The sequence below is a fragment of the Aeromonas dhakensis genome (genome assembly GCF_002285935.1).
Lineage (GTDB): Bacteria > Pseudomonadota > Gammaproteobacteria > Enterobacterales > Aeromonadaceae > Aeromonas > Aeromonas dhakensis.
In genome coordinates, this window is record NZ_CP023141.1 from 3,209,578 (window position 1) to 3,224,417 (window position 14,840).

12 protein-coding genes are annotated in these 14,840 nt (G+C 59.6%); 10 read left to right on the forward strand and 2 right to left on the reverse strand.

From position 1 onward, the window contains the following. Window positions 1-136: 136 nt before the first annotated feature. The 4 genes from apbC to CK627_RS14955 all read left to right on the forward strand — a co-directional run bounded on the left by apbC (window position 137) and on the right by CK627_RS14955 (window position 4,489). The gene (gene apbC / locus CK627_RS14940) at window positions 137-1,219 is read left to right on the forward strand and encodes an iron-sulfur cluster carrier protein ApbC (RefSeq protein WP_095592749.1); all 1,083 of its coding nucleotides are present in this window, start codon (window positions 137-139) and stop codon (window positions 1,217-1,219) included. 110 nt (window positions 1,220-1,329) lie between these two features. Further along, window positions 1,330-1,974 (forward strand): uridine kinase, encoded by a 645-nt coding sequence (gene udk / locus CK627_RS14945; RefSeq protein ID WP_095592750.1) that lies wholly within the window; start codon window positions 1,330-1,332, stop codon window positions 1,972-1,974. 63 nt (window positions 1,975-2,037) lie between these two features. Next, on the forward strand, window positions 2,038-2,619 hold the full coding sequence (gene dcd, locus CK627_RS14950) for a dCTP deaminase (protein WP_005300960.1): 582 nt from the start codon (window positions 2,038-2,040) through the stop codon (window positions 2,617-2,619). A gap of 400 nt (window positions 2,620-3,019) precedes the next feature. Next, window positions 3,020-4,489: an inorganic phosphate transporter gene (locus CK627_RS14955; RefSeq protein ID WP_005300957.1), complete on the forward strand. Its 1,470-nt coding sequence runs from the start codon at window positions 3,020-3,022 to the stop codon at window positions 4,487-4,489. A gap of 696 nt (window positions 4,490-5,185) precedes the next feature. Here the strand turns inward: CK627_RS14955 and rne are convergent. Further along, entirely contained in the window at window positions 5,186-8,311 is a 3,126-nt protein-coding gene (gene rne, locus CK627_RS14960; RefSeq protein ID WP_095592751.1) for a ribonuclease E, read from the reverse strand. Between the two features lie 411 nt (window positions 8,312-8,722). On the opposite strand from rne, the gene rluC reads away from it, so the two are divergent. Both rluC and CK627_RS14970 read left to right on the forward strand, forming a co-directional pair. Continuing rightward, window positions 8,723-9,667, forward strand: coding sequence for a 23S rRNA pseudouridine(955/2504/2580) synthase RluC (gene rluC, locus CK627_RS14965; RefSeq protein WP_010633970.1), 945 nt, complete (start codon window positions 8,723-8,725; stop codon window positions 9,665-9,667). Beyond that, window positions 9,667-10,314 (forward strand): HAD family hydrolase, encoded by a 648-nt coding sequence (locus CK627_RS14970; RefSeq protein ID WP_017788078.1) that lies wholly within the window; start codon window positions 9,667-9,669, stop codon window positions 10,312-10,314. The genes rluC and CK627_RS14970 overlap by 1 nt, the downstream gene beginning before the upstream one ends. A gap of 72 nt (window positions 10,315-10,386) precedes the next feature. On the opposite strand, the gene CK627_RS14975 is transcribed toward CK627_RS14970, so the two are convergent. Continuing rightward, window positions 10,387-10,968, reverse strand: a complete 582-nt coding sequence (locus tag CK627_RS14975) for a Maf family protein (RefSeq protein WP_095592752.1) — start codon at window positions 10,966-10,968, stop codon at window positions 10,387-10,389. A 187-nt stretch (window positions 10,969-11,155) separates the two neighbouring features. Here CK627_RS14975 and CK627_RS14980 point away from each other — a divergent pair, with 187 nt between their 5' ends. The 4 genes from CK627_RS14980 to yceD all read left to right on the forward strand — a co-directional run bounded on the left by CK627_RS14980 (window position 11,156) and on the right by yceD (window position 14,833). Further along, window positions 11,156-12,349, forward strand: a complete 1,194-nt coding sequence (locus CK627_RS14980) for an MdtL family multidrug efflux MFS transporter (RefSeq protein ID WP_017764483.1) — start codon at window positions 11,156-11,158, stop codon at window positions 12,347-12,349. A gap of 2 nt (window positions 12,350-12,351) precedes the next feature. Then, window positions 12,352-13,326: an HTH-type transcriptional regulator YidZ gene (gene yidZ / locus CK627_RS14985; RefSeq protein WP_095592753.1), complete on the forward strand. Its 975-nt coding sequence runs from the start codon at window positions 12,352-12,354 to the stop codon at window positions 13,324-13,326. 72 nt (window positions 13,327-13,398) lie between these two features. Further along, the gene (locus CK627_RS14990) at window positions 13,399-14,061 is read left to right on the forward strand and encodes an START domain-containing protein (RefSeq protein WP_437339679.1); all 663 of its coding nucleotides are present in this window, start codon (window positions 13,399-13,401) and stop codon (window positions 14,059-14,061) included. 250 nt (window positions 14,062-14,311) lie between these two features. Then, window positions 14,312-14,833, forward strand: coding sequence for a 23S rRNA accumulation protein YceD (gene yceD, locus CK627_RS14995; RefSeq protein ID WP_017785364.1), 522 nt, complete (start codon window positions 14,312-14,314; stop codon window positions 14,831-14,833). Window positions 14,834-14,840 lie beyond the last annotated feature (7 nt).

Consider the following 14,840-nt stretch of genomic DNA (forward strand, 5'->3'; position numbering starts at 1 on the left):
CCCGAATTGGGGGTAGCCTGCCTAGGGTTGTGGCTCGTCCTACCCGCCGGCGCACGCCGGTCGGCAAGCAGGCAAGCCACTGATTTGTGTGCGGTAACCGTTCACCTCAAGATAATGACAAGATAATGAGGAGTTAATGGTGATTGATTCAGTAAAACAGATCCTGGCCGAATTTAAGCCGACAGGGTGGAGCAAGGATCTGGTGGCTGCCGGCTTTGTACGCAGCATTGACAAACAGGGGTCGGCGCTCACCATCAAGCTGGTGCTGCCCTTCGCTGGCCACTCCCTGTTCGAGCAGATCCAGCAGGACTTCGATGCCCGGCTGCGCAGCGTCACCGGCGCGACCCGTATCGACTGGGTCGGCGAGATCGAGGTGGCCAGCATGCCGCGGGCGCAGGGGCTGGCGGCGGTGCAGGGCATTCGCAACATCATTGTGGTTGCCTCCGGCAAGGGCGGGGTGGGCAAGTCCACCACCGCCGTCAACCTGGCGCTGGCACTGCAAAAGGAGGGGGCGCGGGTCGCCATTCTGGATGCGGACATCTACGGTCCCTCCATTCCGACCATGACCGGAACCCTCAAGGAGCGTCCCGTCAGCCATGACGGCAAGCTGATGGAGCCGGTGATGGCCTGTGGCCTCAAGAGCAACAGCATCGGCTATCTGGTCTCCGAGCAGGATGCCACCATCTGGCGCGGCCCCATGGCGAGCAAGGCGCTGGCCCAGATCCTCCACGAGACCCGCTGGGGCGAGGTGGACTACCTGGTGGTGGACATGCCGCCGGGCACCGGTGACATCCAGCTCACCCTGGCCCAGCAGGTACCGACCACGGCAGCGGTGATCGTCACCACCCCTCAGGATGTGGCGCTGGCGGATGCCCGCAAGGGGGTAGCCATGTTCAACAAGGTCAATGTGCCCGTGCTCGGCATAGTCGAGAACATGAGTTATCACGTCTGCAGCGCCTGTGGTCATCATGAGGCGCTGTTCGGTACCGGCGGCGGCCAGAAGATGGCCGAGCAGTATCAGGTGGCGCTGCTGGGTCAGCTGCCACTGCACATCGACATCCGCAAACACATGGACGATGGCTGCCCGACCGTGTTCGGCGCACCGAAGGGGGAGCTGGCAGAGGCCTATCTGAAACTGGCCCGTCGGGTGGGGGCTGAACTCTATTTCAGCGGAAAACCGATTGCGACCCCCCTCTATACCATGGCGCTGGATGAATAATCGGCGGTCGGCCGTTTGGGGTGGATTTGAGGGTGGGCAGGGCTCACCCTTTTTTATATAATGGATCGGTTTAAACAATTCCCACTGCTCTTCTCTTTAGGTATTTTTCAATGTCTGATACTCAACATTCGTGTGTGATCATCGGTATTGCTGGTGCATCCGCGTCCGGCAAAAGTCTTATAGCCCAAACCATCTATGAAGAGCTGGTGGCCGAGCTGGGAGCCGGTCAAATTGGCGTGATCACCGAGGATTGCTACTATCGCGATCAGACCCACCTGACCATGGAAGAGCGGGTCAAGACCAACTATGACCACCCCAACGCACTGGATCACGACCTGCTGGTACAACACTTGAGCCAGCTGGTGCAGGGGGATGCCGTCAACATTCCCCAGTACTCCTATACCGAACACACCCGCATGAGCGATGTGACCCCCTTTGCCCCGCGCCGGGTGATCATTCTGGAAGGGATCCTGCTGCTGACCGACAGCCGCTTGCGCGATCTGATGGATGCCTCCATCTTCATGGATACCCCGCTCGACGTCTGCCTGCTGCGCCGCCTGGTGCGCGACGTGCAGGAACGCGGCCGGACCATGGATTCCGTGCTCAAGCAGTACCAGAAGACGGTGCGTCCCATGTTCCTGCAGTTTATCGAGCCTTCCAAGCAGTACGCGGACGTGATCGTACCCCGTGGCGGCAAGAACCGCATCGCCATCGACATGCTCAAGGCGCGGATCCGCCATATGTTGATTGGTTGAGAGATATCAAGCCGGGTGATGCCCGGCTTTTTTAAATGAACAATTTGTCAGGAGAGTCGCCCAATGCGTCTTTGTGATACCGATATCGAACGTCATCTGGATGAAGGCAAGATCGTCATTGAGCCAAGACCCGGTATTGAACGGATCAGTGGCGTCAGCGTCGACGTGCTGCTGGGCAACGAGTTTCGGGTGTTTCGCGATCACACCGCTCCCTATATTGATCTGAGCGGGCCGAGCAGCGAGATGGCCGATGCCATCGATCGGGTGATGAGCGACGAAATCCACATTCCCGATGGGGAAGCCTTCTATCTGCACCCGGGTCAGCTGGCGCTGGCGGTCACTTATGAATCGGTCACCCTGCCGGCGGATATCGTCGGCTGGCTCGATGGCCGTTCCTCCCTGGCTCGCCTGGGCCTCATGGTACATGTGACCGCACACCGCATTGATCCGGGCTGGTCCGGCCGCATCGTGCTGGAGTTCTATAACGGCGGCAAGCTGCCGCTGGCGCTGCGCCCCAAGATGAAGATAGGTGCGCTGAACTTCGAGATGCTCTCCGGTGTGGCGGCGCGTCCCTACAACAAGCGGGAAAACGCCAAGTACAAGAGCCAGCAGGGCGCAGTGGCCAGCCGCATCAACCAGGACTGATCTGGCCTGCGTGATCCTTGGCCGTCGACAAGAGACAATATGCTGAAGAAGGGCGCCCGCAACGGCGCCCTTATCCATGGTGGTGGCAACCAGCGTCGGCAGGGAAGTTGTCGGTTCCTTGTGCAATTTTCCCTTTTGGATCGGTCCAAGATTGACGCAACGCGCACCTGTGGAGGGGGATTGGAGTGGCCAGAAATGATGAATTATTCCCGTTTGGGGACTGTTTTTGTCAGGCAAGGTCTGTTTAATTAATCCAAGACAAGCCGCATGGTGACTGGCGCTAAGCTATTTTTTGGCTGAATGCTCTTTTTTTTTCTTACTGAAATATTTCAACAACGGGTATGGCGTTATCAGCCTTCTGGCATAATCCGCCGCAACTCATAAACAGGTTCGTTTTTTTATGTTTGAAATGTTTAGTGGTTTGGGTTTGTGGTGGTCAATCGGTTTGGTATTGGCCGTTTTTTTTGTGTTGGCCTATGAATTCATCAATGGCTTTCACGATACCGCCAACGCGGTAGCAACGGTCATCTATACCAAGGCGATGCCGGCTCATACGGCCGTGGTGGCCTCCGGTCTGTTCAACTTTGCCGGGGTCATGATGGGCGGGTTGGGGGTGGCCTATGCCATTGTTCACCTGCTGCCCATCGATCTGCTGCTCGGAATGGACTCTACCCAGGGTCTTATCATGGTGTTCTCCCTGCTGTTTTCCGCCATCGTGTGGAACCTGGGCACCTGGTTCTTCGGGATCCCCGCATCCAGCTCGCACACGTTGATCGGCTCCATCCTGGGGGTAGGCGGCGCCTATGCCTGGATCAACCATCAACCGCTGCAGGAAGGCATCAACGTCGGCAAAGCCATCGACATCATGCTCTCCCTCATCATCTCGCCCACCGTCGGTTTCATCATTGCGGCCATACTGCTGTTTGCCATGAAACGTGTCTGGCAGGGCAGCAAGATCCACAAAACACCGGAAGAGCGCCTGCTGGTGGATGGCAAGAAGCATCCGCCGTTCTGGGCTCGCCTCACGCTGGTAGCTTCTGCCATGGGGGTCAGCTTCGTGCACGGCTCCAACGATGGCCAGAAGGGTATCGGTCTGGTGATGCTGGTGCTGATCTGCATGGCTCCGGCCTACTTCGCGCTGGACATGAACAGCCGCTCCTACGATCTGGATCGCACCCAGGATGCCAACCAGCGCATCATGGAGATCTATCAGCGCAACCATGAGCTGGTTTCCAAGGTGGTGGACTTCAAGGTGCCGGCCCAGGCCCAGGAAGAGCTGATGACCCATTGCGCCGCCTCCGGTGCACTGCAGGCCATGGCCACCCTGGACAATCGTCTTGCCCAGGTGCGTACCTATGAAGAGATGGACCTGACCGATCGCCGTGAAGTACGTCGCCTGCTGCTGTGCATCGACGATACCGCCCGCAAGGTTTCCAAGCTGCCGCTGCCGGCCAAGGAGCTGACCGATCTCGCCAAATGGCGCAAGGATCTGACCGCGACCGCCGAATACGCGCCGACCTGGGTTATCGTCTCCATCGCCCTGGCACTTGGCTGCGGCACCATGGTGGGCTGGCGTCGTATCGTCTACACAGTAGGCGAGAAGATCGGATCCTCCGGCATGACCTATAGCCAGGGGATTGCAGCCCAGATCACGGCAGCTGCCTCCATCGGTATCGCCAGTCTGACCGGCATGCCGGTGTCCACCACCCATATTCTCTCCTCTGCGGTAGCGGGGACCATGGTGGCCAACAAGTCGGGCCTGCAGAGCCAGACCATCAAGACCATCCTGATGGCCTGGGTGCTGACCCTGCCGCTCACCATGCTGCTCTCCGGTGGTCTGTTCCTGATCAGCAACCATCTGTTCAGTTGAACCAGTTCCATCTGATTGTCAAAAGGGCCCCAAGGGCCCTTTTTTCATGTCTTCAAAACAAACACTCAGCCATACCTTCGTAGTTGACGAGGATGCCAATGCTCTCGTTATATGCCATCAAACTAAATATTTGAAAACAATGTAAACGACCTTCAAAGAAACCCGTCTACAAAGCGAGGGGATTTGACATCAACAAAAATGTGGCCCGTTAGACCAGTCACTCAAGTCATGGGGAGGCCAATCGGCGCGAGCAGCAGAGTTCAGATGATGTAACGAGGCAGTCAGATGTGCGTTGGTGAATATCCGATAGAAGAAATGGACAGTGTGCAACGCCATGAGCAATGTTCTGCTCCGCTATCACAGCGTCACTGCTTGGAAAGCCGGATGGAGTGGGGGAGCAAGGCGTGTTAATCGCGGTTTCAACTGACCATGTCTGCTGTCGTAAAACGACCGGGGTTTCAGATCATATGGATGTATCAGAAGCGTGAAGCCTGGATAGTGGGGTAGGGAAGCATGACGGGTAACCATCAGCAGTGCGAGAAGCCAGGGTTAGGTTTGCACAGAGTGGCATAAAGAAGATGAGCAGACGGTAATGGACCGGGTTGCAGGCGCTGCTCCTGGGTCAATACGAGCTACATAGAGAGATAAAAAAAGAGCCACACAGTGTGTGGCTCTTTTATCAGGCTAGCGGGTCAATCAGGGACGACCGGCCGGGCTGGTTGCAACGTTGACGGCGGCAGTACTGCCACCATGACGGCCGGAAGTGGCCACTTCGCTGCGCACCAAGGGTGCATACTCGACCGGCTCGCGTGCCGGCAGGGCAGGGGCGGCGGCCGGAGTTGCCATCGGGGCAGAGGCCTTGCGGGCACCAGCCAGCAGGCTGCCACCGCGCTTGACCTGCTTGGCAGCCGGGGCTGTGGTTGCGGGTTCAACCTTGGCAGTCTCTGCAACGACAACAGGTTCGGCCACAGCGGCAACCGGTTCAACGGTCGGTGCGGCAACGACGTCTGCAACTGCCGGGGCGGTTTCTACGGTCGCTTCCACCACCGGTTTGGTCTCGACAACCGGAGTCTCAACAGCCTGTACGGGCTCAACGACAGCCTCTGCCACGGTTTCCACTGCAACAGGCGCGGCTTCAACAGCAGCAATGACCGGTTCGGCCACCACGGGGGCGGTTTCGACGACGGTTGCTACCGGTTCAGCGGCGACAACGGCTTCGGCCTGCTCGCGGGCTTCTTCGGCGACGGCCTCGGCAACCACGTGCTCGGTCAGGGCAGAGGAGGCCTGCAGGGCAGCAGCAACGGCTTCAGCGCTCGGGATGGTGATCACGGGCACAGCCGGTTCTTCCACTTTGACCTGGGCTGCATCGGCTTGCGCGGCAGCAGTCAGAGTCGGTGCAGCGTCGGCAGTCTGCTCTTCATCGTCACGCTGGCTGCGAGCTTCTTCGTTGATGCGCTTGCGGCGTTGGCCTTCGATACGCTGATTGCGCGGAGTACGGCGGGAACGACGCTGGCCTTCTGCCTGCTCATCCTGTTGTTCAGTCGCGTCAACGGCATCGACGGCGGCAACCGGCGCTACATCGGCAGCGTGGGCAACAGCGGCGTCATCGGCAGGCGCATCGACGCGGATCTGCTTGCGCAGTTGGCGGCGTTCGCGGCGCTCGGCCACTTTCTGCTCTTTTTCCTGACGCTGTTCCACGTTGGTGGCAACGGCTTCTACGCTGTCCAGCGTGTCAACCACTACCTCGGCACGGGGTTCACGCGGAGCGCGGGGCTCACGAGCCTGACGCGGGGCACGGGGTTCGCGCTCCTGACGCGGCTCACGAGCCTCGCGAGGTTCACGTTCCATGCGCTGTTCGCGCACGTCACCACGGGCTTCACGTTCCTGACGTGGCTCACGCTCTTTGCGCGGGCGACGGTTGCGGCCTTCGCCGTTCTCGCGGCTGGCCACGCCTTCGCGCTTCTCGCCGGCATCGCCGTTGCGGCTGCTGCGGTTGTCGTCACGACGACCACGTTGACCACGGCTGCGGGATTCATCGCGCTGATGACGGTGACCGTCCTCTTTGCGAGCCTCGCGGGTTGCCGGTTTCTCGGCAGGCGCGGTGACCTCGGCGCTGTCAGCATTGCCGCCGAACAGGTTGGAGAGGCTCTTGAACAGCTTGCCGAACAGGCCCGGCTCTTCGGCAACCGGGGCTGCAACAGGGGCGGGGGCCGCCGGCGCAGCCGGTTGCGGTGCCTGGACGAAGCCTTGCAGCAGGGGCTGCTCGCGCTCGATGGTCTGGGCCTGTTTGGGCTGGTAGACCGGCTTGGCAATTTCGGTTTTCAGCTCGTAGCTGGCCGCTTCCGGGATCTCGTTCTGACGGATGCGGGTCACTTCGTAGTGCGGGGTTTCCAGGTGCTGGTTCGGAATGATGTAGACACGCACATCATTGCGTTGTTCCAGGCTGGCGATGGAGCTGCGCTTCTCGTTGAGCAGATAGGCGGCGACATCGACCGGCACCTGAGCATGCACCTGCTCAGTGTTGTCCTTCATCGCCTCTTCTTCGATGAGACGCAGGATGGACAGGGCCAGTGACTCGTTGTCACGGATCACACCCTGACCCTGGCAACGGGGGCAGATATGGCTGCTGGACTCGTTGAGGGAGGGACGCAGACGCTGACGAGACATCTCCAGCAGACCGAAACGGGAGATCCGGCCAAGCTGGATGCGGGCACGGTCCTGATGCACGGCTTCACGCAGACGGTTTTCCACTTCGCGCTGATGGCGAACCGGCGTCATGTCGATGAAGTCGATGACAATCAGACCACCCAGGTCACGCAGACGCAATTGACGAGCAATCTCGTCGGCCGCTTCCAGGTTGGTCTGCAGCGCAGTCTCTTCGATATCGCCGCCCTTGGTGGCGCGGGAGGAGTTGATATCGATGGAGGTCAGCGCTTCGGTCGGATCGATCACGATGCTGCCGCCGGAGGGCAGGCGCACTTCACGCTGGAAGGCAGACTCGATCTGGCTCTCAATCTGGAAGTGGTTGAACAGGGCAACTTCACCCTTGTACAGCTTCACGCGGTTGAGGAAATCGGGACGTACCAGCTCGATGTGCGACTTGGCGCGTTCGAAAATGACCGGGTTGTCGATCAGGATCTCGCCCACATCGCGGCGCAGGTAATCACGGATGGCACGCACGATGACGTTGCTTTCCTGATGGATCAGCACCGGCGCGGAGCGGCTCTGTGACGCCTTGTGGATGGAGTCCCAGTGGTTGAGCAAAACGTTCAGATCCCATTCCAGCTCTTCCGGGGACTTGCCCACACCGGCGGTACGCACGATGAGGCCCATGCCGTCCGGCACGGTCAGGCCGCTCAGGGCTTCTTTCAGTTCAGTCCGTTCATCGCCCTCGATGCGACGGGAGATACCGCCGGCACGGGGGTTGTTCGGCATCAGCACCAGGTAGCTGCCGGCCAGACTGATGAAGGTGGTGAGGGCTGCACCCTTGGTGCCACGCTCTTCCTTGTCGATCTGGACGATGACTTCCTGGCCTTCGCGGACCACTTCTTTGATGTTGGGACGACCCTGATAGGAGTAACCGGAGGGGAAGTAATTGCGGGCGATTTCCTTTAACGGCAGGAAACCGTGGCGCTCGGCGCCATAGTCGACAAAAGCAGCTTCGAGACTGGGTTCTACGCGGGTGATTTTGCCCTTGTAAATGTTCGCTTTCTTCTGCTCGTGTCCCGGACTTTCAATATCCAGATCGTAGAGCTGTTGTCCGTCAACCAGCGCTACGCGCAACTCTTCTTCCTGAGTCGCGTTGATTAGCATTCTTTTCATTGAGTTCTCGTTATTTTGTCATTTTGATTTCCTCCACAGGATCCTGCCGGCGCCGGCCTCGGGTCTTCAGCATACTGGGGCAACCTCCCGGTTGGGGTATGCATGAGGCGCAAACTAAGGGCACTCTGGTTCAGCCTTCTCGAGAAGGCATGAAAAGGATACCAGTGTGGAGACAAATAGGCGGTTCTGTTTGCGTTCTCCATGCGCTGTACCTCGCACCCGGGAACCGTCATGTTCTTGTATACACGGTGTTTCGGGATTGGGTGGCATAATTTTTGGCCACTTAGTACAAGGCTTGAACACAATGACAAAACCTTGTTTATTATCCCATTTAAATCACTTTTATAGCAAGGCGCCATTTTTCAACAAAGCATGCAGCCAAGGACCGTCGGCAGTGTTAAAATCCGCGCCATGACACAGATACAACAACAAGTGCAGCTGCTCACCATCGAAGCTGAGCATGACGGGCAGCGCATCGACAATTTTCTCAAGACTCAGCTAAAGGGCGTCCCCAAGAGCCTGATCTATCGCATCCTTCGCAAGGGGGAAGTGCGCGTCAACAAAAAGCGCATCAAACCGGAGTACAAACTCTGCGCCGGTGACGAGGTACGGGTACCCCCCGTGCGGGTCGCCGAAAAGAACGAATTGCCCTCGGCCAACCTCGGCAGCATCCAGCGTCTGGAGAGTCAGATCCTGTTTGAAGACGACGCCATGATCGTGCTCAACAAGCCGTCTGGCATGGCCGTTCACGGCGGCAGCGGGCTGAGCTTCGGGGTCATCGAAGGGCTGCGCGCCCTGCGCCCGGAAGCCCGTTTTCTCGAACTGGTGCATCGTCTCGATCGCGACACCTCCGGAGTACTGCTGGTCGCCAAGAAGCGCAGTGCCCTGCGCAGTCTGCACGAGCAGCTGCGGGTCAAGACCATGCGCAAACAGTACCTGGCGCTGGTACGTGGCCAGTGGCAACCCCACGTCAAGGTGGTCAATGCGCCGCTGCGCAAGAATGATCTGCAATCCGGCGAGCGGGTCGTGCGGGTCAGTGCAGATGGTAAGCCGTCTGAAACCCGGTTTCGCATTGCCCGTCAATTCGCCGAAGCAACCCTGGTCGAGTGCAGCCCGATCACCGGTCGTACCCACCAGATCCGGGTGCATACGCTGCATGCCGGCCACCCCATCGCGTGTGACGACAAGTATGGAGAAGCGGCATTTGACGAGAAAATGCGCAGCCAAGGCCTGAAACGGCTCTTCTTGCATGCCTGGCGGCTGACCTTCACCCACCCCGCCGATGGTCGCGAGATGCAGGTCGAAGCGCCCCTGTCGCCCGAGCTCGAGACCTTCCTCAACGGATTGGCGCGCTGATGCCACAGATCCGGCTCGCCATTTTCGACTGGGACGGTACCCTGATGGACTCGGTGGGCCGGATAGTGGCCTGCGTGGCTGCCGCCGCCCGTGACTGTGCCGAGCTGGTGCCCACTGCCACCGACACTCACCAGATCATCGGCCTCAGTCTGGAGGTCGGCATCCCCCGGCTGTTTTCCCTGGAGCAGGGCGGTGAGCGAGCCAATGCCCTGATCGCCCGCTATCGCCACCACTACCTGCACGATGCCACTCCCAGCCCCCTGTTTGCCGGGGCGAGGGAGCTGCTGCACGGCTGGCACGAGCAGGGCATTGCGCTGGCGGTGGCGACCGGCAAGTCACGGCGGGGATTGGACAGGGTACTGGATGAAACCGGATTGCGGCCACTCTTTGCCGCCACGCGCGGAGCGGATGAGGCCAATTCCAAGCCTGATCCCCTGATGTTGACCCAGATCCTGACCGAGCTGGCGCTGATCCCGTCACAGGCGGTGATGATAGGTGACTCCATCCACGACATGGCGATGGCCGAAGCGCTGGCCATGCCGCGCATCGGCGTAAGCTGGGGCGTGCACGACCGGGGGCGCCTGCAGGCCCACCATCCGCTGGCGGTGGTCGATACCATGGCGGAGCTGAGGGCGCTGCTGGGTTGATGACAAGTACCGGGATGCAATAAAAAACGGAAGCCAAGGCTTCCGTTTTTTATTGCCAACATTCTGCCTTCATCAGGGCAGAGAGAGGCCGTGGCGCTCCAGCAGTTCGATCAGTCCGATCAGCGGCAAGCCGATCAGCGCATTGGGATCGCGCCCTTCCAGAGCCTTGAACAGCACGATACCCATGCCTTCACACTTGAAGCTGCCGGCGCAGTCGAGGGGACGTTCGGCCTCCACATAGCGGCGGATGGCAGCCTCATCCAGCTGGCGAAAATGGACGGTGAAAGGCTCAACCAGCTGCTCGACCCGGCCGGAGGCCGCATCCAGTACGCACAGGCCGGTATAAAAGGTGACGCTGCGCCCCTGGGCCGCCATCAGCTGGGCTACCGCTTGTTCGACCGTTCCCGGTTTCCCTAGGATCCGGCCATCGCAGACGCACACCTGATCAGAACCGATGAGCAGCCCTTGATCATGAAGGCCGGCAATGGCGCTGGCCTTGGCATGGGCAAGGCGGGCCACCAGCGCTTGTGCCTCTTCACCTGGCAGCACAGATTCATCGACTTCGGGCGCGGCGCACTCAAAGGGGAGGCCCAGCTTTTCCAGCAAGGCTTTGCGGTAACGGGAGGTGGAAGCGAGGATCAGGGGGCGCGACATGGCAATCAGTTATCCAGGTTCAGAAACGGGCAGGCGCCGATGGTATCGCCATCGTGCGGCGCGGGCAAATGTCGCCGCCACTCTCTTTTCCAATATGTCGAGATTGGAAAACACCGCTATCGGCTTATTCATTCGGCCTGACGTTATAGTGCCCCTGTCGATGCTACCCATTCACTGAGGAGTCACCATGGGCCGTTACATGCTTTGCTGTTTTTTGATGATCACGCTCTACCCGGTAGGGATCGATCTCTATCTGGTGGCGTTGCCCAACATAGGTGCCAGCCTTCAGGCCAGCGAGGCTCAGCTGCACACCGCGTTTTCCCTCTATCTGTTTGGCATGGCCGCGACCGTCCCGCTGGCCGGCTTGCTGGCGGATCGCCACGGCCGCAGGCCAGTGATCCTGAGTGGGGCCGGCTTGTTTATGCTGGCGTCGCTACTGGCCGGCAGCGCCGACGACACTGCGCAGTTTCTGCTGGCGCGGGTGGGTCAGGGGGCAGGGGCTGGCGCGCTCTACATCATGACCTTTACCGTGCTGCGAGACGTGTTGCCACCGGCACGGCTGGCGGCCGTGCTGTCGGCAATCAATGGGGTCATCTGCGTGATCCCCGTGCTGGCGCCGCTGCTCGGCTATCTCATCCTGACCGGCTTCCCATGGCCCGCCATCTTTCAGGCCATGGCGCTGCTCGGCGGCGTGGTGCTGCTGATCAACCTGCTGGGGCTGAAAGAGAGCCTGCCGGCGCACCCTGAGCCACCCTCGAGCACGTCAGCAGCCCGCTTTGCCTTCTTGCGAGTGCCGCAGTTCCTCTGGATGTGCGTGCTGAGCAGTGCCGGCATGACCTGCATTCTGACCTATGTCAGCACTTCGCCCATGATCCTGATGACCCAGAGGGGGCTGGCAACCGCAGAGTATGCCCGCATCATGATGATCATGGCGATGATCAGCATGATCACCTCTTTCTTCGCCCCCTTGTTGCTGCGTCGGCTCCACAAGCACAACTTGCTTGCACTGGCCCACGGCGGGTTGGGGTTGGCGCTGCTGCTGATCCTGGCCTCTCATCTTGAAAGCTTCTGGGGCCTGTGGCTGCTACTGGCGGGCTTTGCCTTCACCTGCATCGGTTTTTCTGCGAGCTTCGGCCTCGCCATGGGCGAGGCACTGGCCAGTTGCCGTCACCAGATCGCGCTCGCCAGCGCCACCCTCTGTCTTGCCCAGATAACCGTGAGCGCCGGTTATATCTGGCTGATGGGGTGGCTTGGCTTTACATCCAGCACGCTGCTTGCCTGTGCCCTGCTCGGCGCCGTGTTACTCTATCTGCTCTTTCGCGCCCTGGGGCCGGCCTTCGACAGCGCCACCCATGGTACCCCGGTCATGGAGAATCCCTGAGCATGCGTCCTTTGATCGACCTCGATCTCAATTTGTTGGTGGTATTTCGGCTGTTGCTGCAAGAGCGCAGTGTCACCAAGGCTGCCAAGAAACTCAATGTCACGGCGCCTACCGTCAGCAAGGCGCTGGCGCGGCTGCGCGACTGGTTCGACGACCCGCTGTTCCTTCGCACTCAGCGGGGGCTGGAGCCCACCAATTTGTCGCTCACCTTGGAAGAAGAGCTCAAGGAGTGGTTCCAGCTATCGGGCAACATCGCCTCTCTCTGCGGCAATGCCATTCCGGCGGGGGCCGCGTTCAGGCTAGTGCTGGAGTCGCCCTTTTACATCAGCTTTCTCAATGATCTGCCCATGGTGATTTATGAAACCTATCGCAAATCAACCATCCGGATCATGAACTGGGACCATCACTCCCTCAACGACATCATCAATGGCGATGCCGATCTCGGCTTCTGTGCGAGGGAAACCCACCCCAGCTCGCTGGCCAGGGTCAACCGATTGCCCTATTACATCGATCACGAGGTGTTGTTCGAAGACAGGCCCATGGTGTTTTTGCGCAAGGATCACCCGCTGCTGGCCCGCACCTGGAACCTCGACAACTTCCTCGCCTATCCCCATGTCAGCGTGGTGTGGGAGGCGAGCGATGCCTGGGCGCTCGACAGCCTGCTGGATGATGAGGGGCTCAATCGGCAGGTGCCGATCCGGGTCTCCAGCTTCGAGCAGGCGCTGCACATCGCAGCCCAGTCAGACCACGAACTGATCGCGGTGGTGCCCTCCTATTGCGCCAGCTATGCCCGCCAGCACCACGACAATCTGATCTCCTTGCCGCTGCCGCTGGATGAAGCCCTCTACCGGCAACTCGACATCGCCTTCATCCTGCTCTGGCACAAGCGCAACAACCACAACACCAAGGTGCTGTGGCTGCGCGACGAGATCAAACGGCTCTACCACCAGCATATCGCGGCAACGGGCGCGGGTTAACCCTGACCTCTACCTCGCGGGACCAAAAAAACGGCTATAAGCATAGGAATGGGCAAGGCGGGGTCATGGATAATGAGAGTCGGGATATGGCTGTTGTGGCTGCTCTGTCTGCCCGTCTGGGGACAAGGCTGGCACCTGCAGGCAGGGGAGGAGGGCATACAGCTCTGGACCCGCCCTCATCCACCCGGCGCCTTTCTGGCCTTGCGACTGGAGATGTATGTGGCAGCGCACCCTGCGGCGTTGCTCGCGGTGCTGCGTGATACCGGTCGACATCAGGAGTGGCTGCCCCAAAGCCTGGAGGTGAGGGTGTTGGCCAAGCCCGCCCCCGATGAGGATATTGTCTATACCCGCCTCGCTGCCCCCTGGCCCGTACAGGATAGGGAGCTTATTACCCACTCCCGCCTGCAACGGCTGCCAGATTGCGGCCTGGTGCTGAGCGTCTGGGCGGCCCCCGATGCTCTGCCGCCTTATCCCGGCCGGGTGCGGATCCGCACCAGTGAAGGACGCTGGGAAGCGCTGCCTCAGCTAAACGGCACGACGCTGGTGCGCCTCGAAACCTATACCAACCCGGGCGACACGCTGCCCGCCTGGCTCGTCAATCCCATGGCTGCCGACGCTGCGCTGCAGAGTTTTCGCGCCATTCGCCGCCTGATGGAGGCCGCCCCGGTGGAGATCTGTGCCTGTCTTCATCAGCGACATGGTGGAAAGCATGGTGTTTGTGGCGCTACCCCTTGACTGCAGCAAGGTGGGGAAGGCAGGGCGAATTGGACAAGCAAGTGACGGCGGGACGGTCTGACAACTGTCTGGGGCCTGACGCACCAGCAAATCCGGCCAGGATCCGGTGTTGGATCCGCAGGTTTGTGGCATAATCAGGCACCGGTGAGCGCAAGTTCCGCCATGTGCGGGGGTTGTGAGGTTAAAATCATCGGCGGTAAGGACTTTTTCCTTTGACTATCAGTTGTTGGACCTATAATATTCGCGCCCTATGCAAAAGGTGAAGTTGCCCGTAAAGGTTGATCCAGTCCGTAGTGCCTCGAAGCTGCTCGATTATGTCGGGATAGTGGAAAAGTCGCAGATGCCCAGGCTGGAGGAATCAACCGCAGGCTTGCGGAGTGATATCGATGTATCGCTGCACTTTGGCAAAGATGTCCAGAAGTTGACCGTTATGAAAGGCACTGCCCATGCCAAGGTTGACCTGGTTTGCCAGCGTTGTGGAGAGACATTCGAGCATCTCTGTGAAGCTGAATTTATCTACACTCCGCTGTTCGAAAGAACAAACGAGGAAGAACTGCCGGAAGCTTATGAGCCCATTGAGTTGGACGAAAACGGCGAGATGGATCTTCATCAAATCCTGGAGGATGAACTCATCCTCTCGTTGCCGCAGGTGGCCATGCATTCTATGGATGCTTGCCCGCGCGGTAACATGGAGATGACCTGGGGTGAAATCGAACCTGCTGATGAGCGGCCGAATCCCTTTGCAGTTCTTGAAGAGCTTAAACGTAAGTGAATTTAGG

Excerpts from the sequence above, each read along its gene's own strand:
- CK627_RS14975 (WP_095592752.1), bottom strand. The coding sequence starts at position 10,968 with ATGTCGCGCCCCCTGATCCTCGCTTCCACCTCCCGTTACCGCAAAGCC.
- CK627_RS14980 (WP_017764483.1), top strand. The coding sequence starts at position 11,156 with ATGGGCCGTTACATGCTTTGCTGTTTTTTGATGATCACGCTCTACCCG.
- CK627_RS14970 (WP_017788078.1), top strand. The coding sequence starts at position 9,667 with ATGCCACAGATCCGGCTCGCCATTTTCGACTGGGACGGTACCCTGATG.
- dcd (WP_005300960.1), top strand. The coding sequence starts at position 2,038 with ATGCGTCTTTGTGATACCGATATCGAACGTCATCTGGATGAAGGCAAG.
- apbC (WP_095592749.1), top strand. The coding sequence starts at position 137 with ATGGTGATTGATTCAGTAAAACAGATCCTGGCCGAATTTAAGCCGACA.
- CK627_RS14955 (WP_005300957.1), top strand. The coding sequence starts at position 3,020 with ATGTTTGAAATGTTTAGTGGTTTGGGTTTGTGGTGGTCAATCGGTTTG.
- yceD (WP_017785364.1), top strand. The coding sequence starts at position 14,312 with ATGCAAAAGGTGAAGTTGCCCGTAAAGGTTGATCCAGTCCGTAGTGCC.
- CK627_RS14990 (WP_437339679.1), top strand. The coding sequence starts at position 13,399 with ATGAGAGTCGGGATATGGCTGTTGTGGCTGCTCTGTCTGCCCGTCTGG.
- udk (WP_095592750.1), top strand. The coding sequence starts at position 1,330 with ATGTCTGATACTCAACATTCGTGTGTGATCATCGGTATTGCTGGTGCA.
- yidZ (WP_095592753.1), top strand. The coding sequence starts at position 12,352 with ATGCGTCCTTTGATCGACCTCGATCTCAATTTGTTGGTGGTATTTCGG.
- rne (WP_095592751.1), bottom strand. The coding sequence starts at position 8,311 with ATGAAAAGAATGCTAATCAACGCGACTCAGGAAGAAGAGTTGCGCGTA.
- rluC (WP_010633970.1), top strand. The coding sequence starts at position 8,723 with ATGACACAGATACAACAACAAGTGCAGCTGCTCACCATCGAAGCTGAG.